Here is a 19,597-nt window from a genome sequence, read left to right as displayed (position 1 = left end):
GCAGCGGGCACTACTGAACCCGAGGAAAGGAGAAAACCATGGCGAAGGACGGATCGGTTGGGCCGCGGTCACGAATCAACATCAAGTACACCGCGGCGATCGGCGACGCGCAGAAGGAGATCGAGCTGCCGCTGCGCCTGCTCGTGATGGGCGACTTCACCGGCAAGCAGGACTCGACGCCGCTGGCGGATCGCAAGGCCATCTCGCTCAACAAGGACAACTTCCACGAGGTCATGAGCAAGCAGAAGCTCGAGGCGCAGATCGCCGTGAAGGACAAGCTCACGGATGATCCCGATTCGCAGCTCGCGCTCAAGCTCAAGTTCGACTCGCTCAAGGACTTCACGCCGGGCCAGCTCGCGCATCAGGTGCCCGAGCTCGCGAAGCTCATGCAGGTGCGCGAGGCGCTCATGGCCCTCAAGAGCGACCTCAACAAGGCGGACTTCCGCAAGAAGCTGGAACAGCTGGTCACGGACCCCGAGCTGCGGTCGAAGCTCGAGGGTATGCTCGGAGAGTGACGAAGCGGGGGCCGCGCCGCGCACCCCCTCGAACGGAACGTCGGCACGCGTGACGCGTGCGTGGAGGTCGTGAGATGGCAGACGAGACGGAAGGCCAGCAGCAGCAGCAGGCGGCCCAGTTCGGCGAGGGCGTGCCGCAGCTCGAGGAGCTGATCAGCACCACCGCCGGTTCGCCGCAGGAGGAAGGCTACGAACTGGTCAGCACCGGCATCCGTGAGTTCGTCCGGCGGCTGCTCGGCAAGCCCGGCGTCAAGGTGAACGCCGCGCTGCTGACCGAGTTCGTGGCGGACCTCGACAAGAAGCTCAGCCTGCAGGTGGACGAGATCCTGCACCACCCCGACGTGCAGAAGCTCGAATCGGCGTGGCGCGGGCTGTTCTTCCTGGTGGACCGCACGAACTTCAAGGAGAACATCAAGCTCGAGTTCGTGAACGTGACGAAGGACGACCTGCTCACGGACTTCGAGGACGAGCCCGAAATGACCCGCACGGGCATGTTCAAGCACGTTTACGACAGCGGCTACGGCGTGTTCGGCGGCGAGCCCGTCGGCGCGATCGTCGGCAACTACGAGTTCGACGCCTCGGCGCCGCAGGACGTGAAGCTGCTCGGCTACTGCGCGAGCGTCGCGGCCATGGCGCACGCGCCCTTCCTGTCGTCGGCCGGCGCGCGCACGTTCGGGGTCGAGTCGTACGAGAAGCTGGCCGGGATCAAGGACGTGAAGAGCGTCTTCGAGGGCCCGAAGTACGCTCGCTGGCGCTCATTCCGGGACTCGGAGGACGCGCGCTACGTCGGGCTCGCGGCGCCGCGCTTCCTGCTGCGGCTGCCCTACGGCTCCGAGACGGTGCCGGTCAAGGAGTTCGGCTACGAGGAGTCGGTGACCTCGTCGCACGAGAACTACCTGTGGGGCAACACGGCGTTCGCGTTCGCCTCGCGGCTGACCGACGCGTTCGCGAAGAACCGCTGGTGCGCGAACATCATCGGCCCGCAGGCCGGCGGCGCGGTCGAGGAACTGCCGGTGCACGTCTTCAAGGCGGCGGGCGCCGACACGATGAAGATCCCGACCGAGGTGCAGATCGGCGACGCGCTCGACCTGTCGCTCTCGGACCTGGGCTTCGTCAGCCTGAGCTGGCGCAAGGGCAGCGACAACGCGGCGTTCTTCGCCGCCAACTCAGCGCAGAAGCCCGCGTACTTCGGCCAGAGCGCGAAGGGCAAGGAGGCGGAGGCCAACTTCAAGGTGGCGACCCGCCTGCCGTACATCTTCGTGATCTCGCGGCTCGCCCACTACATCAAGTGCATCCAGCGCGAGAACATCGGCCAGAACATGTCCGTCGAGAAGCTCAACCGCATGCTTTCGGACTGGGTCGGGCAGTACGTCTCCGACATGGACAGTCCGTCGGACGAGGCCATCGGCCGCCGCCCGCTCAAGAAGGCCGAGATCAACGTCGAGGAGATCCCGGGCGAGGTGGGCTGGTACCGCGTCGGCCTGAAGGTCATGCCGCACATGAAGTACGAGGGCGCGGATTTCACGCTCTCGCTGGTCGGCAAGCTCGACAAGAAGAAGGGTTGATCCATCCCGGGGGCGGGACGGCCGGCGCACGCCGGCCGTTGCCCGGTGACGCAGTTCCCGTCCTCGACCTCGAACGTCACCCAGGAGGTGATTGCAGATGGCTGAAACCGTCCACCTGTACCTCAAGTCCAACGGCAGCGACATCCAGGGCGAGAGCTCGCAGACCTCGCTGGGACGCGAGAACAGCATCGAGTGCGTGCACTTCGAGACCGCGGTCAAGACCGCGCGCGAGACCGGCAGCGGCATGGCGACCGGCCGCCGGCAGCACGAGCCGATCCACATCCTCAAGCGGATCGACAAGGCGTCGCCTTTGCTGGCGAAGGCGCTGTGCAACAACGAGGTCATCGAGGGCACGTTCAAGTTCTTCCGCCCGAACCCGACCGGCGACGGGACGACCGAGCAGTTCTACACGGTCGAGATCAAGAAGGGCCGCGTCGCGAGCCAGAAGCAGTGGGTGCCGGACACGATCAATCCGGCTTCCACGAACATGCCGCCGATGGAGGAAGTGTCGTTCGTTTTCCACACGATCACGTGGACCTACGAGAACGGCGGCGTCACGCACCAGGACACCTGGGACGCGCAGCGCTAACCACGGTCGCCGGCCGCGGGGGGTGTTCCCCCGCGGTCGGACCCGTCACCCGGAGCGCCCCGTGGCCCGCGAACTCAGCCTGCTCGATCGCATCAAGCACCCGGACCGCGAGGACCGGCGGTCGGTGGACCCCGACGCCGGCCGGCTCGCGCAGTCCGTGCTGCGCAACCTCGAGCGCCTGCTGAACTCGCGCCACGGCAGCGCCCCGACGTGCCTGGACTACGGCATCCCGAGCCTCGAGGACGTCATGCACGGAGGCTCGGACTCGCTGCGCGACCTGACGGGCGAGATCAAGCGCAGCATCGAGGACTACGAACCACGCCTTCGCAACGTGCGCGTCCGCCTCGTCCCGAAGGGGGAGGAGGCCACGCTGCTGCGCTTCGACATCACCGCGGAGCTGGTCCTCGGCGGCCGGCGCTCGCGCGTGCACTTCGAGACCCGGGTCGAGAACTCCGGCCACCTGAGCGTGAAGGAGTAGCGGTGCGCTTCACGTACTACGACGAGGAGCTCGAGTACATCCGCAATCTCGCGCGCGAGTTCGGCGCGAACCATCACGAGGCGGCGCACCTCGTCGAGCCCGGGCAGGACCCCGACGTCGAGCGGCTGCTCGAGGGCTTCGCGTTCCTCGCGGCCCAGGTGAGGCAGACGCTCGACGACGATTTTCCCGAGCTCACGCACGGGCTCTTCAACATGCTCTGGCCGCACTTCCTGCGGCCGGTGCCGTCGCTCGCGATCGAGCAGTTCAAGGGGCGCCAGGGGGCGCTGCGCCATTCGCTCCGCGTGCCGCGCGGCGCCGAGGTCGTGAGCGAGGAGTCGGATTCGGACCTGCGCTTCCGTTACCGCACGTGCTGGGACGTGCGCGTTCAGCCGCTGGAGCTGGATTCGGCGGCGATCGAGACGACGCGCCGGGGCGAGTCGAGCCTGGTGCTGCAGTTCGCCCTGCACCCGAACGTCAAGTTCGACTCGCTCGACCTGCCGAGCCTGCGGCTCTACCTGCACGAGGACGTGCGCCACTCCTGGCAGCTTCACTACCACCTGCTTCGGCGGGTGGCCGAGGCGACCGCCACCGCCGACGCCGGCGACGGTCCGGTGCCGTTGCGGCTCGAGCCCGTCGGCTTTTCGCGCGAGGAGGCGGTGCTTCCGCACCGTGACGGCGTGCCGATGGGGCACCGCCTGCTGCAGGAGTACTTCGTCTTCCCGCAGAAGTTCGGGTTCGTGGACCTGTGCGGACTCGAGGCCCTGCGCGGCGACCAGGTGAAGTCGCGCTTCACGGTGCGCATCGTGTTCGACGGCGAGTCCGAATCCGGCATGCGCGTGGCCAAGGACGACATCCGCCTGCACTGCGCGCCGGTGCTGAACCTGTTCACGCACGAGACGGAGCCGGTGACGCTCGAGGCGACGCGCGCGCGCTACGCGCTTCGGCCGCAGGGCGCCGACCGTTCGCGGCTCGACATCTGGTCGGTGGACTCGATGTCGGTGCGCGGCACCGACCGCGTGGATCGCGAGATTCCGTGGTTCTACTCGTTTTCTCCCGACGTCTTCCGCGAGTCGCCGGCCTACTTCAGCGTCCGGCGCCAGGTCGCGCCCGACGGCGAGAGCTTCCTCACCTGGGCGACCGTGGTCGAGGCGAGCGGCGACCCGCACCCGATCGGCGAGGGCACGGCGACGTTCGAGATCACGTGCACGAACGGGCGCGGCGTCGCCGCGCTCGAAGCCGGCGTGCTCAAGGGGGTGACCGACACGAGCCCGACCGGCGCGACGTTCGAGAACATCACCAAGCCGACCCCGCAGATCGAGGTGCCGCAGCGGATCGGCCTGCTGTGGCGGCTGCTGTCGCTGATGAGCCTGAACCACCTGCGGTTCGCGTCGGCCGAAACGCTCTCGCTCACGCTCGAGCTGATGGCGTCCCTGAACGCCGGCACCGCGACCGGCGACAAGGGCTTCGGCGCCGGCGGGCAGGACGAACGCGCGGCCCGCGAGATCCAGCGCCGCATCCGCGCGATCCGCACGGTGGACGCGAAACCGGTCGAGCGCATCCATGGCGGCGGGATGATCCGCGGGTCGCGGATCACGGTGGCGGTGGATCCGCAGCCGTTCGAAGGCATCGGGGCGCTGCACCTGTTCGGCTGCGTGCTCGACGAGTTCTTCGCCTCGCACGCGACGATCAACACCTTCACGCAGCTCGACCTTCGTCACGACGAGAGCCGGCTGCCGCTGCAGTGGCCGCCGCGGCTCGGGCAGGAGCGGCTGTGAGCGAGCCGCTCCGCCATCCCGCGCACGCGTGGGACTTCCACCCGCTGGTGCGCCATCTCGTGGAGCGCCTGAAACCCCGCGTGGGGCCTGGCCAGCCGGGGCGCCCCGAGCACGAACGCATCCGGTTCGTCTCGAATCCGTCCCTCGGATTTCCCGCGTCCGAGGTCGAGTCGGTCGAGTGGAGCGGTCGCGAAGGCGAGGAGGTCGCGACCGTGACGGTGAACTTCATGGGGCTGCAGGGACAGGCATCGCCGCTGCCGCTGACCTATGCGCAGGAACTGCTCTGGGACCTGAACGAGCCCGAGGGCCGGCGCCAGCGCGACTTCCTGGACCTGTTCAACCACCGCATGGTGTCGCTGCTCTTCCGGGCGCGCCAGAAGTACCGCCACGCCCAGCGCTTCGAGCGCGGGGGCGGCGACGAGTTCACGGCCCGGGTGCTGGCGCTCGCCGGGCTCGACGACGAGGCGGTCCGCGGCGCGTCCGGGGCGAGCATGCAGCAGGTCCTGCGCGGGCTCGGCGTGCTGGCGAACCGTCACCGCAGCGCCGCGGGCCTCGAGGACATGCTGCGCGCCTGCTTCCCCGGCATCGGCGTGAGCGTGGTCTCGTGCGTCGCCCGCCGGCTGGGCATTCCCGCCGACCAGCGCCTGTACCTCAAGCCCCCGCGCCGGACGGCCCCGCGACGAGGCGACGCGCTCAGCGGGCTCGGGCGCGACACCTGCCTCGGCACGAGCCGCGTGGATTCCAGCTCGGCGTTCCGCGTCTCGCTCGGCCCCATGGACTTCGCCGAGTTCCGGCGCTTCCTGCCGGGCGAGCCCGACTTCACGGCGCTCGCAAGGCTGACGCGCCTCTACGTGCAGGACCCGCTCGACTTCGACGTCGAGCTGCGCCTGCGGGCCACGCAGCGCCCGGCATTGAGCCTCGACCCGCGCGAGGGGCTTCGCCTGGGTCAGACCACCTGGATCGCGCCCACCGACGCGCGCGAGGGCGCCACGCGCCTTCGCGTCCCCGCGGCGGACGCGCACGCGAACGACGAGACCATCAACGCCGCCTGAGCGGCGGCCGGGAGAGAACGGGAATGGAAGTCGACCTCAAGCAGCTGCCGCGCAAGCTGAACCCGACGTGCCGGCGCACCCTCGAGGCCGCGCTCGGCCGCTGCATGGCGGCCGGGCACTATGAGCTGACGGCCGAGCACTGGCTGATCCAGCTGCTCGAGGACCCGGGCTCGGACCTGATGCCGATCCTGAGGCACTTCGAGATCTCGCAGGTCGTCTTCCAGAAGACGCTGCAGCGCGCGCTCGACCAGATGAAGGCGGGCAACCCGGGGCGGCCGGTGTTCTCGCCGCTGCTCACGCTGCTGATGAAGGACGCGTGGATCAACGCCTCGATCACGATGGGCCAGCCGCTCATCCGCTCGGGCGTGCTGTTCTCGACGTTCATCGGCGCGGCCGGGCGCTACAGCGGCGAGGACTTCTCGTCCATGTTCGACAACGTCCGGTTCGACGAGCTCAAGCGCGACATGGAGTCCATCTGCAGGACCTCGCGCGAGAACGGCGAGATCGCCGAGGCGGCGGCGGTGCAGGGCGGCGCGGGCGGACCGGCCGGCAGCGCCCCGCTGGGGGGCGGCACCGGCGGCGAATCGGCGATCGCCCGCTTCATGACCGACTTCACCGCCAAGGCGGCGAAGGGCGAGATCGACCCGGTGTTCGGGCGCGACCGCGAGATCCGGCAGATGATCGACATCCTCGCGCGGCGCCGGAAGAACAACCCGATCGTGGTCGGCGAGCCGGGCGTGGGCAAGACCGCCGTGGTCGAGGGCCTGGCGCTGCGCATCGCGCAGGGCGACGTGCCCGACGTGCTCAAGAACGTGCGCCTGCTGTCGCTCGACCTGGGTCTGCTGCAGGCCGGCGCGAGCGTCAAGGGCGAGTTCGAGAACCGGCTCAAGAACGTCATCGCCGAGGTCAAGGGCTCGACCACGCCGATCATCACGTTCATTGACGAGGCGCACACGCTGATCGGCGCCGGCGGTGCCGCCGGCACCGGGGACGCGGCGAACCTGCTCAAGCCGGCGCTCGCGCGCGGCGAGCTGCGCACGATCGCCGCCACGACCTGGTCGGAGTACAAGAAGTACTTCGAGAAGGACCCGGCGCTCGAGCGGCGTTTCCAGCTCGTCAAGCTCGACGAGCCGAGCGAGGCCGACGCGGTCGTGATGATGCGCGGGCTCAAGGACAAGTACGAGGCGGCGCACGGCATCCGCATCCTCGACGAGGGCATCGTCGCGGCCGCGAGGCTTTCGAGCCGCTACATCGCCGGCCGCCAGCTTCCGGACAAGGCGGTGGATCTGCTCGACACCGCCGCGGCGCGAGTCAAGATCGGACGCGCGACCCGGCCCGAAGCGGTGGACCAGCTCGAGCGAACGATGCAGGCGCACCAGCGCGAGCGCGAGGCGCTGCTCGGCGACGCGCGCATGCGCGCCACGCAGAGCGGCGACCGTCTCGCGGAGCTGGACGAGGAGCTGAAGAAGCTCGGCGGGGAGCGCGACGCGCTGATGAAGCGCTTCGAGCGCGAGCAGGCGGCCGTGCTCAAGGTGCTCGACCTGCGCGGGAAGATCGAAGCGGCCGCGAAGGGCGGCGGCGAGGCGCCGCCGCAGGCCGAGCTCGACGCGGCGCTGGCCGAGCTGACCGCCGCGCAGGGCGATTCGCCGCTGGTTCCGCTGGACGTGGACGCGCGACTGGTCGGCGGAGTGGTCGAGAGCTGGACCGGCATCCCGGTCGGCAAGATGGCGCAGGACGAAGCCACCTCGATCCTGCAGTTCAAGGACCGGGTCGCGTCGCGGCTCAAGGGTCAGGATCACGCGATTGACGCCGTGGACCGCGGCCTGCGCGCCTCGCGCGCCGGGCTCAAGAACCCGGGCACGCCGATCGGCGTGTTCCTGTTCGTCGGCCCGAGCGGCGTCGGCAAGACCGAGCTGGCCACGATCGTCGCCGATCTCATGTTCGGCGGCGAGCGCTTCCTGACCTCGATCGCCATGTCGGAGTTCCAGGAGAAGCACAGCACCTCGCGCCTCATCGGCACGGGCCCGGGCTACGTCGGCTACGGCGAGGGCGGCGTCCTGACCGAGGCCGTGCGGCAGCGCCCGTACTCGGTGGTGCTGCTCGACGAGGTCGAGAAGGCCGACCCCGAGGTGCTGAACCTGTTCTACCAGGTGTTCGACAAGGGCGTGCTGGCCGACGGCGAGGGCCGCGTCATCGATTTCAAGAACACGGTCGTGTTCCTGACCAGCAACCTCGCGACCGACACGATCACCCAGCTGTGCAGCTCGCCGGTGCGGCCGACGCGCGAGGAGCTGGTCGCGGCCATCCGCCCGGCACTCTCGCAGTGGTTCAAGCCCGCGCTGCTGGCGCGCATGGAGATCGTTCCGTTCCTCACGCTCGCTCCGGAGTTCCTGCGCGAGATCGTGCAGCTCAAGCTGGGCAAGGTGGCCGCGCGCCTCAAGGACAGCCACAAGATGACGCTGGAGCTCGACCCGAAGATGATCGACGTCATCACGAAGCGCTGCACCGAGGTCGAGACGGGCGCCCGCAACATCGATCACATCATCACGCAGACGCTGCTGCCCATGCTGTCCACGGCCCTGCTCGAGCGCATGGCGCTGGGGCCGCTGCCGGGCGCCGTCCGCATGACGGTCGCCGAGGACGAATCGTTCCGGCTGGAGTTCATCGAGTCGGCGAAGTAGGGGGAGGCGATGCCGGACAAACAACAGTTCTACTCGCTCCAGATCGAAGGCCTGTCGTCGGAGCTGCGCGTCGTGCGCTTCCGCGGCACCGAGGGCATCTCGGAGCTGTTCGAGTTCGAAGTGGACTTCGTCAGCGACGACCCGGCCATCGACTTCGAGGGCACGGTCGGAAAACCGGCGCTGCTCGAGATGCAGACCAACGACGACCCGCGATGCGTGCACGGCATCGTCGCGAGCATCGAGGAGTACGGTGTCGGCCCGAAGTTCACGAACTACTCGGTGACCATCGTGCCCGCGCTGTGGACGTTCGGGCTGCGCAAGGACTCCTGCATCTACCAGGCGATGAACGTGCCGGACGTCATCAAGGACATCCTCACCTCGGGCGGGTTCTCGAGCGGTTCCGACTTCGAGCTGCGCCTGGCGGCGGGCTACCCGAAGCTCGAGTATTGCGTCCAGTACCGCGAGTCCGACCTCGAGTTCGTCACGCGGCTCATGGAAGAGACGGGCATCTTCTACTTCTTCGAACACACGAGCGACGGACACCTGCTGGTGCTGGCCGACGACCCCGGCAAGCACGCCGACATCGCCGGCAACGCGGTGCTCGACTTCCGGGCGGTGGACACCGGCATGCAGTCGGACAAGGAGGAGGTGTCGGCGCTGCGCTACTCGCGCTCCCTGCGCACCGGTTCCGTCGCCATGCGCTCGTTCAACTTCGAGAAGACGGCGCTGACGCTGGAGACGACGTCCAAGGCCGACGCCGACGCCGACTACGTGGACTACGACTACGACGGACGCTACGTGGCGGAGGGCGCGGGCAAGGACCTGGCGAAGATCCGACAGGAGTCCTACGCCGTGACCCGGCGCGTGCTGACCGGATCGTCGAACTGCCGGCACCTGACGGCCGGCTACAAGTTCGGGGTCCAGGAACATCCGCGCGACGAATTCAACTCCGACTTCGTGCTGGTGCGCGTCAAGCACGCGGGGGAGCAGCCTCAGGCCGCCGGTGCCGACGCGATGGGTGCGGGCGCCGGACAGCGCGCCTACGTGAACGCCTTCGAGGCGATTCCCGCCGACGTCCCGTTCCGTCCGGCGCAGACGACCGAGCGCGGCCTCGTCGAGGGCCCGCAGACCGCCACGGTCACGGGGCCCGCCGGCGAGGAAATCCACTGCGACGCGCACGGCCGGGTGAAGGTCAAGTTCCACTGGGACCGCTACGGCAAGGCCGACGACAAGGCCTCGGTCTGGATCCGCGTCGCCCAGAGCCATCGCCTCGGGGACATCGCCATCCCGCGCATCGGCGAGGAGGTGATCGTGGACTTCCTCGAGGGCGATCCGGACCAGCCGATCATCACCGGGCACGTTTACAACGGCACGCGGCCATTCCCGTATTCGCTGCCCGGCGACAAGACCAAGTCGAGCTTCAAGACCTACTCCTCGCCCGGCGGAGGAGGCTTCAACGAGCTGCGCTTCGAGGACGCCTCCGGCAGCGAAGAGGTGTTCATGCACGCGCAGAAGGACATGAACGTCAAGACCCTGCACGACAAGACCGAGGACATCGGCAACGACTACACGCACAACGTCGGCCACGACGAGACGCGTGAGGTCAAGCACGACCGCTTCCGAAAGGTCGGCAACAACGAAGCGGTGGACATCGCGAAGGATCAGCTGATCAAGATCGGCGCCGACCGCACCGAGGCGGTGGCCGGCAACGAGTCGGTGAAGATCGACAAGAACCTCACGCACGAGGCCGTGGGCACGCGCAGCGAGACCACCGGCAAGGAGCGCACCACGTCGGTCGGCGCCAAGGACACGCTCAGCGTGGGCGACGACCAGGAAGTCAGCGTCGGCGCCGGCCAGTCGATCAGCGTCAAGAAGGACTACTCGCTCAGCGTGGACGGCGACATCTCCGTCGAGACGAAGGGCAAGCACGAGACGTCGTCCGACGGCAAGTACGGCGTGGACGCCAAGAAGGACGTCGAGATCAAGTCCGGAAAGAAGATCAAGATCGAGGGCACGAACGAGATCAAGCTCGAGTGCGGCAGCGCGAGCATCACGCTCAAGAAGAGCGGCGACATCGAGATCAAGGGCAAGAAGATCGACATGAAGGCCGACGGCGACATCCAGATCAAGGGCTCGAAGGTCTCCGAGAACTGACGCGCCCACCCGGGGAACGCATCCGCGATGTTCGCCATCACGAACGCCACCCGCCACGCCGCCACCGCGACGATCCTGACGGACGCCGACGGCCGCGACGTCGTGCTCGCCGTCGCCAAGGCGACGTTCGCGATCGGCCGCGGGCGGCGCCTCGAGCCGGCCGACCCGCCGACGCCGCTCGTGCGCGCCGACGAGTACCGGCAGAAGCCGGGCAAGTCGAGCCTCGCGGCGGCCGGCGAGTTCGCGTTCGCCAAGCCGCGCGCCGACGTGATCGTGCTGGGCAGCGCGCGCTCGCCGGGCGGCCGGCCCGTGACCGAGATGACCGTTTCGATCCGCGTCGGCGCCGTCGCGGCCAAGCTCGACGTGACCGGCGACCGCCTGTGGAAGAAGGGCCTGATGGGCGTCTCGCCCGGCAAGCCGGAGCGCTTCGCCGAGATGCCGCTCGTCTGGGAGCGCGCCTACGGCGGCGCCTGCCCGGCGAAGGACGGCGAGGGCCTCGACAGCTTCCGCGCGAATCCCGTCGGCCGCGGCTACTGGCTGACCGACAAGGACGCAGCCGACCAGCCGATGCCGAACCTCGAGTGGCCGGACGATCCGCTCAAGAAGCTCGCGAGCCGCCCCGCGCCTGCGTGCTTCGCGTTCGTCTCGCCCGACTGGGAGCCGCGCGCGTCGCTCGCGGGCACGCACGACGCGAAGTGGGAGAAGTCGCGGATGCCGCTCCTGCCCGAGGACTTCGACCCGGGCTTCTTCAACGTCGCGCCCGCCGCGCTCCAGGCGGCGAAGTACTTCGCGGGCGGCGAGCCGGTGAAGCTCGAGGGCCTGCACGCCGAGGGCGAGGTCGCCTTCGAGCTGCCGCGCGACCGGATCGACGTGCAGCTGCTGACGCCGGGCGACCGGCTCGACACGCACCCGGCCGTGCTCGACACCGTCGTGATCGACGCCGACAAGGGGCTCGTGCAGCTGGTCTGGCGCGCGTGCGTGCGCGCGCCCGATCCGCTCACGCGCCTGCAGCACGTGCGCATCCGCAGCGAGAAGTTCCCGGCGCCCGAGGAGACGGCCGAGGCCGCTCCCGCCGGGGCAGGAGGCGGCCGTGGCTGACGCGGACGCGATCGTCGTGACCGGGGCCGGCGTGCTCACCTCGCTCGGGCAGGCGGCGCAGAGCTGGGCCGCGATGCGGGCCGGATTCTCGCGCATCGCCGAGCGCGAGGACTTCCACCTGCTTGGGCCCGATGAGGAGTTCGACCTGCCCTCCGCGCTCACCGCCGCCGAGGCGCCGCCCGCGTGGGACGGCTCGCACCCGTGGGACCGGCTCGTCGAGCTGGCGCTGCCCGCGCTCGACGAGGCGCTCGAGAGCGCGCGCCTCACGCGCCGCGCGTGGCCCGCCGCGCACGTTTCGCTCTGCCTGCGGACGCCGTCCGGCGGCGCCGCGCCCGCCGAGATGGGCCGCTACGTGCTCGAGGCGATGTGGACCGACGGCGCGCTCCCGAAGCCCCGCGCGGCCGCGGTGCGCTTCGAGGGCCACGCGGCCGGCGCGGTCGCGATCGTGGACGCGGCGCGCGCGTTGCGCGCCGGTGAGCGCACGTGCTGCGTCGTCGGCGGCGCCGAAACGTTCCTCGACCCGGAAGCGGTCGAGGCGCTCGATCGCGCGTTCCGGCTCCGCAGCGAGCGGAGCGCCGACGGCTACCTGCCCGGCGAGGCCGCGGCGTTCGTCGTGCTCGAGACGGCCACCCGCGCCGCCGAGCGCGGCGTCAAGCCGCTCGCGACGCTCGCGGGCTACGGGCTCGCCGACGAGCCGCGCCCGCTCGGCTCCGACGAGCCGTGCGCGGCCGAGGGCCTGTGCGAGGCGATCCGCCAGACGGCGGCCCGCGCGGGCCGCGGCGGCGCGGCCGGTCCGCCGGCCGCGTGGGTGCTCTCGGACCAGAACGGCGAGCGCCACCGCGCGAAGGAGTGGGCGCTGGCGGTGTCGCGCCTGCACGAGTTCCTCGATCCCGGCCTCGAGCTGTGGCACCCGGCCGAGAACTTCGGCGACACCGGCTCCGCCTCGGTGCCGCTCCTCACGGCGATGGCCGCCGAGACGTTCCGCCGCGAGGCCGCGCCGGCCCGCGGCGCGCTGCTCGTCGCCTCGTCGGACGGCCCCGCGCGCGCGGGGCTGCTCCTGCGCGGCGCCACCGGAACCGGAAAGGACTGAGCATGCCCGCGACCGTCAGCGTCAACATGCGCACCGTGGTGCACGCGAGCAGCAACGGCATCTGCACGGGCTTTCCCGACGTCTGCAAGACGCCGGCTCCGCCTTCGCCGTCGCCGATTCCGATTCCCTATCCGAACATCGCGCAGTCCTCGGACACCGCCTCGGGCAGCACCACGGTCAAGTGCGACGGCAACCCGATCATGCTCCAGAGTTCCAACTTCAAGATGAGCACCGGTGACGAGGCCGGCAGCATCGGCGGCGTCGTGTCGGGCAAGATCAAGGGCAAGGCCGAGCCGCAGATGTACTCGTTCGACGTCAAGGTGGATGGCAAGAACGTCGTCCGGCTGATGGACATCTTCCTGCTCAACGACAAGAACACGCCGCCGTTCCCGGTGATGCAGCCCCCGTCGATCGTCGTGATGATCCCGGCTTCCGAAGAGGACTCGGACTCGTCGCTCTCGAAGTTCGAGCAGCCCGAGGGCGAGCAGCAGAAGGTGCAGTGATGAAGAAGTACATCATCAACCTGAAGAGCGAGCATCGCTCCATTCACTCGAAGGCCGAGCTGAACAAGAAGGCCGAGCGGAAGCTCTACTGGTTCCTCGAGCCGGACGGCGGCAACGTGCCGCTCAAGTTCCTGCCGGCGGCGCACCGCGCCGGCTTCGGCAGCGCTGGCGCCATGAAGTTCTCGATGAACACCGACAAGAACGGCGTCTGCGAGCACGACAAATTCCGCATCTCGGTGTGCGGCCTCGACAAGTTCAAGGTCTCGGTCGGGCTCAAACCGGACGGCTCCGACAAGAAGACGAACGAGGACTACGAGGTCTGGCGCCAGGTCTTCTTCTCGGTGCGCTACATGGACCCCAAGTTCCTGTTCACGTTCGGGCCGGTGAGCAGCGAGTACCACAAGCACGGCGTCTGGCCCGAGCAGGTCGCGGCGGCCGGCGGCTCGCCACGCGTGACCTACGACGAGATCCTCCAGAAGTACGAGGAGGGCTACAATCTCATCCAGCCGGTGACGCAGGACCGGCTGGAGGCGCGGATCCTGCTCGTGGATCGCATCTGGCTCTCGTACCAGCGCGAGTTCATCGTCAAGACCACGAAACGCACGTTCCGGGTGAACTCCTTCCCGCAGACGTCGGACCCGGCCACCACCGTGAACGCGAACTGGATCCTCTGGCCGCGCGGTCAGTTCGCCACCGGGAACGTCGGCGGGGTCGGGATCGGCGTCTACAACTTCACGCCCCACATCACCCGCACCGGCGACCGCGAACTGCGCGTGTCGATCCCGGACGGAACGCCCATGGCGACCGCGCTCGACGAGGCCGCCGGCCGCGGCAAGCTCGTCTACAAGTTCAGCGTCTGGTTCTGCAAGGTGCTGAACGGCTTCGCGAACAGCGGCTCGGGCAAGATCGTGGTCGCGTATCGCACGCTCGGCAACACCCCGCGGGACATCTCGCCGCGGCAGGGCACCATGATCCACGAGATGGGGCACGGCCTCGGCATGGTCCCCCCGAGCATCCAGGAGTACAACGAGTACAACGGCAACCCGATTAAGACGGGGCTCAAGAAGAACCCGACGCAGTACATGAACGGCGGCGGCCACTGCAGCACCGCCGCGGGCGGGTCGAACCCGAACTACATCGACGGCACCTGCGTGATGTTCCACTACGGCCACGACGGGCGCTCGCTCGAGTTCTGCGGCTCCTGCGCGCCCATCCTGAAGCGGCTAAACATGAACCGCGACGACATGCGCTGGCCGACGCGGGCGAGCGGGGGCTAGGCGATGCGGTCGAACCGGTGCGCTGCCCTGCTCGCGGCGGTGCTGCTGGCCGGAGCGGGCTGCGCGCCGGGTGACCACGGTGACCCTTCGAACGCCCCGGGCGAGGCGCCGGGGCAGGCGGGAGCGACGATGAGCGACGCGGCATTCGACAAGGTGAAGCTGGACACGTTCGAGGAATCGGCGGGCACGCCGAAGGCCGGGGACGATTTCGAGGGCATCCTCATCGCCATGCCCTCGAAGCTCCCCGCGGGCTCGCTCGAACGGATCCCGCTGTGCGGCGTGTGGTCGTTCAACAACAAAGTGCTCGGCCAGTTCCCGATCGTGGAGGACAGCCTCGTGTTCCTCGCGCGCAACGTGCAGACGCACGAGACGGCGACTGGGCACTTCCGCATGCACGAGGACCCCGCGCGGGCCTCCGACATGACGACCTCGGACGACGCGCCGCCCCCGCCCGCGTCCCATGACGACGAACTCATCTCCGACGAGGACATCACGGCGCGCGGGTACTTCAACTTCAACCTCGCCCGCGTCTGGAAGGTCCCGGAGCGGCCCGGGAAGTGGCGGGTCCACCTGGTGCTGCATGACGTGCAATCGAACGAGGTGGAATTCGAGGTCGTGAAATGAGCGTGACGCTGCCCTGGTTCGAACCCGTCGCGGACTCCCCGGCCCTCGCCGAGGGTGTGGCCGGCATCGAGTTGCAGGCCCCGGCGGCGGTCCCGCTCGAGCGGCCCGCCGCGCTCGCCGTCTCGGGCGTGTTCCAGATCGCGGCGAAGGACGCCGGAGCGCTGCCGCGCGAGGACCCGTTCGCGGCGCTCACGCTCCTGCTGGTCGAGGTCGGTTCGGCCCGCAGCGTCGCGCTGCGGCCCGCGCGCTCGGCGATCGGCCCCCAGACGCAGCCGGCGCCGCCGGACCTGCGCCGCGGCTGGTTCCAGGCGGACGTCTTCGGGCAGAGCGGCTTCGTGCCGCGTGCCGGCCGCTACTTCGTGTCGGCGTACCTCGGCGCGCTGCGCTCGCGCGTCGTCGAGGTGCGCGTCGTCGCCCGGTCGTGAACACCCGCGGCCCCGCGCCGACGGCGGCCGCCATCGAGGGAGGAACATCATGAACACCGATCCGATCGCGGCCGCGGCCGCCGGCAGGGCCGCGCTCGCCAGCGTCATCGAGCTGACCGAGCTCGGCGATGTCGGCGTGGTCGTGCCGGGCGCGCCGCCCTTGCGGCTGCGCTGCAACGTGCTGCGCACCGCCGACCGTCCCACGCTGTCGCTGTCGCTGGGTGCTCAGGTGCTGGTCCTGCTGCCGGGCGCCGGCGAGGAGCGCGGGGTCGTGCTGGGCGTGGTCGCGCCCTACGAGACGCCGCGGCCGGACACGTCGGCGCCGGCCGAGCTGACGCTCGAGGCGAGCCGGCGGATCGAACTCAAGTGCGGCGAGAGCGCGCTGACGATGGACGCCGAGGGACGCGTGCTCGTCAGGGGCAAGGACATCGTCACCCGCGCGAAGCGGACGCAGAAGATCCGCGGCGGCACGGTGCACATCAATTGAGCGGGGCGCGACCTTCGTGAGCCCCGTGCCCGCCACCGCGACCGGCCGCGAGCCGCGCGTGCTCGTGGACGACCTGCCCGCCGAGCATCTCGACGAGCTCGAGTGGCTGTGGTCGCGGCGCCAAGCGACCGTGCGCTCCTTCGAGCATTTCGCCCAGAACCTGGCGGACCTCGACGGGCGCATGGCCGCGAACGCCGCGGGGCTCGAGGCGGTGCCGAGCCTCGCCTGGCCGCTGCTCGAGGAAGCGCTCGGCGCGAAGGAGTCTTCGCGCGTCGCGGCCGCCGCCTGGACGCTGCTTCGCATGGGCGGCGAAGCGGAAGCGATGGCCGTGCCGGGCCCGCTCGAATCCGGCCCGCCGCCGGCGCGCGAGGGTGCGCGGCAGGCGCTGGTCCGCGGGCCGCTCGGCGCGGCCCTTCCCGGGCTGAAGGCGCTGGCCGCCCATCCCGACGCCGCGATCGCGGTCGCGGCGGCCGAGGCGCTCGCCGCCCACGGCACCGCGCCCGCGCCGCTGGCGCTTGCCGGCTGGCTCTCGAGCGCCGACGCGGACGTGCGCCTGGCCGCGTGCCGCGTCGCCGCGTGGGCCGAGGTGGCGGCGGACAAGCTCGAGCCGCTCGCGCGCGGCGACGCCGAGGAAGCCGTGCGGTTCGCGGCCTACGAAGCGGGGGTGTGGATGCGGGCGCCGTGGGCGCTCGCGCTCGGGCGCGAACGCGCGAAGGCGAAGGACGAGTCGAACACCCGCCAGCTCGCGCTCTTCTGCGCGCTCGCCGGGAAGGCCGACGCGCCTCTCGTCGCGGCGCTCGGGGCGCATGCGCCGCTCGGTCCCGTCCGCTTCGCAATGCTCGCCGCCTGCGGCAACTTCGCGAGCATGGAGGCCTGCCTCGCCGGCATGGCCGCGAAGGACGCGAAGGACGCCGAGGCCGCCGGCGCGGCGTTCCTGCGCCTGACGGGATTCGGCGCGGGCCCGGCGAAGCGCGTCGCGCTGCCTCCGCCCGCCGACGCCGGCCCCGACGCGGCCGAGTTCGCCGACGAGGCGTTCGTGCCCGACCCGGCGCACGCGCAGCGCCAGTGGGAGGAGCGCAAGGAGGAGTTCGCGAAGGGCGGGCGCTGGGCGCGCGGACTCGACGCCGACGGCGCGGGCGTGGCGGCGGAACTGGACCTGGGGTCGCGTTTCGAGACAATGATGCGTGCGCGCTTCAAGGGCGGCGGGAGCGGCGGACGTCGCGAGTTGCTGCAGGTGTGATCGGGCGTGGCCCGCGCCGTTCGCGCGCGGGAGCCGAAGGCGGGAGAGCGCGATGGGTTACCTGACGGTCATCACCGAGACGGGCATGTTCCATTCGGCGTGCCTGTTCGAGATCGGGGCGTGGGGCCGGCAGGTCTGGCGCGGCTTCCACCCGCGCCGCCATCGCTCGCCCGCGGGCCGCGGCGAGGTGGACACCACGAACCGCGAGGCGTTCATCAACCACTACGTCCGTTTCGAAGTGCCCGATGAGCGGCTGAGCCGCGCGCTGACCCAGGCCGACGGCACGTGGCGCCAATCCTTCTACGCGATCGGCGTGCAGGATTGCGTGAGTTTCAGCGCCGACGTCGCGCGCGCCTGCGGGCTCGAAGTTCCGCCGCCGCCGATCATGACGCCGTACGGCCTGCTCGCCGAGCTGCGCGACCGGAATCCACACACGCACTTCGACGTGGTTCCGTACCCGTGGCACGGGCGCAGCTGAGGCGCTCGCCGGGCCGCGCGTGCCGACGCGCGCGGTTCAGTCCAGCGCGATCTCGACCTCGAACTTCGGCGACTTGCCCTCGAGCTTGAGCATCGGCGCGACGACGACCTGGGCGCGCCGCGGCGCCCCGCCCTCGGCCTCGAGTACGCGTACGGTCAGCGCCTCGGCCGAGTCGCCGAGCAGGCCGCCGAGCTGCCCGCGCAGCGCCGCGCTCGCGCCCGCGACGATCGCGTCCGCACCGGCCGCACCGTCCACGGCGCCCGCCGCGACGCCGCACGCCAGCGCCACGCGCGCCGCCGTGAGCTGGTAGGCGAGGGTGCCCTCGACCGTCAGCCGGCCGGGGGCGAAGCGGTGCGCGGTCACGACCAGCGACATCATCACGCTCGGCAGGTCCAGGCCGCCCGTGAGCGTGGTGAACGCCGCGTGCGTCAGCTCGAGCGCCTGCGTCTCGGCGAACGGCACCTCGCTCGCGAGCGCCTTCGACTCGTTGGCGTTGACCGGAAAGTCGCGGGTCGCGAGCCCGTCGAACCGCCCGCCCGTGCCGGACAGATCGAGCGCGTGCCCGTGCGCCGCCACGCTGCGCGCGACGGCCGCCGCCACGAGCCACCCGCCGCGCCCCCACAGGTAGCTGTCGGGGTTCGAGTCGGTGCAGGCCTCGCTCCACCCGCCGAGCTTCCACGGCTCGCGCAGCAGGAACCGATTGAGCGTCAGGCACAGCCAGCGGGCCTCGTCGGACTTCTGGAACGCCTGCCAGCCGGAGTGCGCCGAATCCGCCAGCCGGCCGGCGAGATCCTTGACGGCGCCGGCCTGGACGAGGAAGCGCAGGTCGAAGAACCCGGCGCCGGCGTTGGCCACGATCGGCGCCTGCAGCTCGGCGGCCATCGCCGCGAGCTCGCCGAGCGCCGCGAGGTCGGCGGCCTTGTTCGTGAAATCGTAGTCGAGGACGACCAGCGACACGGGTTCCGCCGCGACCAGTTCGGGTCCGTGAACCGCTTCGCGGAAGCGAGGCACCAGCGAACCGCGCGGCAGCGAGAGGGCCTCGATCACGACCGGCCCGGACGCGTGGGACAGGAGAAGCGAGAGTCCCCGCCAGGCCGCCTCGAGCCGCTGCGTGCGCGGTTCGTGCAGCGCCGCGTCGAGCGAGCCTTCCGCGACGCCGGCCGCCTTCAGCGCCGCCGGTGCGAGGGCGTCGAGCGAACCCGCCGCGTGCGCGGCGCCACCCGGCAGCGGGATCGAAGCGTTCAGACCCGCGAACCACCCGGCCAGCGTGTCGGCGGTGACGCGCGCCGGCGTCCGGCTGTCCGTTCCGAGATCGGTGACGACCAGGATCCGCCACGGCAGCGTGCTCATCGCTCTCTTCCTTTCGGTCAGCGCCGCCCGGCCGCCCGGGCTGCGAAGGCCCGCGCGGCGGGCGCCCATCGGTTCGCGTGAGTTACCGCTTGCGCCTCGGGGCTCCGGCGGGCACCTTCTCGGGGTAGCGCGGGCGGTTGATGTGCCTGCCGGGTTTCGTTTTCGCGCGATGCCCCGAACCGGGGAGCGGCGCGACGGGCGCACGGTAGCAGACCG

Annotated in this window: 18 protein-coding genes; 17 read left to right on the top strand and 1 reads right to left on the bottom strand. The window is 70.4% G+C overall.

What is annotated here, in order from left to right; translation table 11 throughout:
- The first annotated feature begins 38 nt into the window (after window positions 1-38).
- The 17 genes from tssB (at window position 39) to IT347_02895 (ending at window position 18,031) form a co-directional block, all read left to right on the top strand.
- On the top strand, window positions 39-515 hold the full coding sequence (gene tssB / locus IT347_02975; GenBank protein ID MCC6348538.1) for a type VI secretion system contractile sheath small subunit: 477 nt from the start codon (window positions 39-41) through the stop codon (window positions 513-515).
- Between the two features lie 74 nt (window positions 516-589).
- Window positions 590-2,080, top strand: coding sequence for a type VI secretion system contractile sheath large subunit (tssC, locus tag IT347_02970; GenBank protein MCC6348537.1), 1,491 nt, complete (start codon window positions 590-592; stop codon window positions 2,078-2,080).
- A gap of 97 nt (window positions 2,081-2,177) precedes the next feature.
- Entirely contained in the window at window positions 2,178-2,669 is a 492-nt protein-coding gene (hcp, locus tag IT347_02965; GenBank protein ID MCC6348536.1) for a type VI secretion system tube protein Hcp, read from the top strand.
- Window positions 2,670-2,730: 61 nt separating this feature from the next.
- Window positions 2,731-3,147, top strand: coding sequence for a type VI secretion system baseplate subunit TssE (gene tssE, locus IT347_02960; GenBank protein MCC6348535.1), 417 nt, complete (start codon window positions 2,731-2,733; stop codon window positions 3,145-3,147).
- Window positions 3,148-3,149: 2 nt separating this feature from the next.
- Entirely contained in the window at window positions 3,150-4,922 is a 1,773-nt protein-coding gene (tssF, locus tag IT347_02955; protein MCC6348534.1) for a type VI secretion system baseplate subunit TssF, read from the top strand.
- Window positions 4,919-5,974 (top strand): type VI secretion system baseplate subunit TssG, encoded by a 1,056-nt coding sequence (gene tssG / locus IT347_02950; protein MCC6348533.1) that lies wholly within the window; start codon window positions 4,919-4,921, stop codon window positions 5,972-5,974. The genes tssF and tssG overlap by 4 nt, the downstream gene beginning before the upstream one ends.
- 23 nt (window positions 5,975-5,997) lie before the next feature.
- Window positions 5,998-8,655 (top strand): type VI secretion system ATPase TssH, encoded by a 2,658-nt coding sequence (gene tssH / locus IT347_02945; protein ID MCC6348532.1) that lies wholly within the window; start codon window positions 5,998-6,000, stop codon window positions 8,653-8,655.
- A gap of 9 nt (window positions 8,656-8,664) precedes the next feature.
- Window positions 8,665-10,809 (top strand): type VI secretion system tip protein VgrG, encoded by a 2,145-nt coding sequence (gene tssI / locus IT347_02940; GenBank protein ID MCC6348531.1) that lies wholly within the window; start codon window positions 8,665-8,667, stop codon window positions 10,807-10,809.
- 27 nt (window positions 10,810-10,836) lie between these two features.
- Window positions 10,837-11,907 (top strand): DUF2169 domain-containing protein, encoded by a 1,071-nt coding sequence (locus IT347_02935; GenBank protein ID MCC6348530.1) that lies wholly within the window; start codon window positions 10,837-10,839, stop codon window positions 11,905-11,907.
- The gene (locus tag IT347_02930) at window positions 11,900-12,997 is read left to right on the top strand and encodes a hypothetical protein (protein ID MCC6348529.1); all 1,098 of its coding nucleotides are present in this window, start codon (window positions 11,900-11,902) and stop codon (window positions 12,995-12,997) included. The genes IT347_02935 and IT347_02930 overlap by 8 nt, the downstream gene beginning before the upstream one ends.
- Before the next feature lie 2 nt (window positions 12,998-12,999).
- Window positions 13,000-13,500, top strand: coding sequence for a DUF4150 domain-containing protein (locus IT347_02925; protein MCC6348528.1), 501 nt, complete (start codon window positions 13,000-13,002; stop codon window positions 13,498-13,500).
- Window positions 13,500-14,777: a hypothetical protein gene (locus IT347_02920; protein ID MCC6348527.1), complete on the top strand. Its 1,278-nt coding sequence runs from the start codon at window positions 13,500-13,502 to the stop codon at window positions 14,775-14,777. Before IT347_02925 ends, IT347_02920 begins: the two co-directional genes overlap by 1 nt.
- A gap of 3 nt (window positions 14,778-14,780) precedes the next feature.
- Complete coding sequence (locus tag IT347_02915) at window positions 14,781-15,401, top strand: hypothetical protein (protein MCC6348526.1); 621 nt, start codon at window positions 14,781-14,783, stop codon at window positions 15,399-15,401.
- Complete coding sequence (locus IT347_02910) at window positions 15,398-15,826, top strand: hypothetical protein (protein MCC6348525.1); 429 nt, start codon at window positions 15,398-15,400, stop codon at window positions 15,824-15,826. Before IT347_02915 ends, IT347_02910 begins: the two co-directional genes overlap by 4 nt.
- Window positions 15,827-15,875: 49 nt before the next feature.
- Window positions 15,876-16,313 (top strand): hypothetical protein, encoded by a 438-nt coding sequence (locus tag IT347_02905; protein ID MCC6348524.1) that lies wholly within the window; start codon window positions 15,876-15,878, stop codon window positions 16,311-16,313.
- A 16-nt stretch (window positions 16,314-16,329) separates the two neighbouring features.
- The gene (locus IT347_02900; GenBank protein ID MCC6348523.1) at window positions 16,330-17,553 is read left to right on the top strand and encodes a hypothetical protein; all 1,224 of its coding nucleotides are present in this window, start codon (window positions 16,330-16,332) and stop codon (window positions 17,551-17,553) included.
- A gap of 52 nt (window positions 17,554-17,605) precedes the next feature.
- Window positions 17,606-18,031, top strand: coding sequence for a hypothetical protein (locus tag IT347_02895; protein MCC6348522.1), 426 nt, complete (start codon window positions 17,606-17,608; stop codon window positions 18,029-18,031).
- A gap of 36 nt (window positions 18,032-18,067) precedes the next feature.
- On the opposite strand, the gene IT347_02890 is transcribed toward IT347_02895, so the two are convergent.
- Window positions 18,068-19,381 (bottom strand): type VI secretion system contractile sheath large subunit, encoded by a 1,314-nt coding sequence (locus tag IT347_02890; protein MCC6348521.1) that lies wholly within the window; start codon window positions 19,379-19,381, stop codon window positions 18,068-18,070.
- Between the last annotated feature and the right edge of the window lie 216 nt (window positions 19,382-19,597).

The organism is Candidatus Eisenbacteria bacterium (assembly GCA_020847735.1).
Classification (GTDB): Bacteria; Eisenbacteria; RBG-16-71-46; order RBG-16-71-46; family RBG-16-71-46; genus CAIXRL01.
This window is presented reverse-complemented; position numbering and strand designations above follow the sequence as displayed.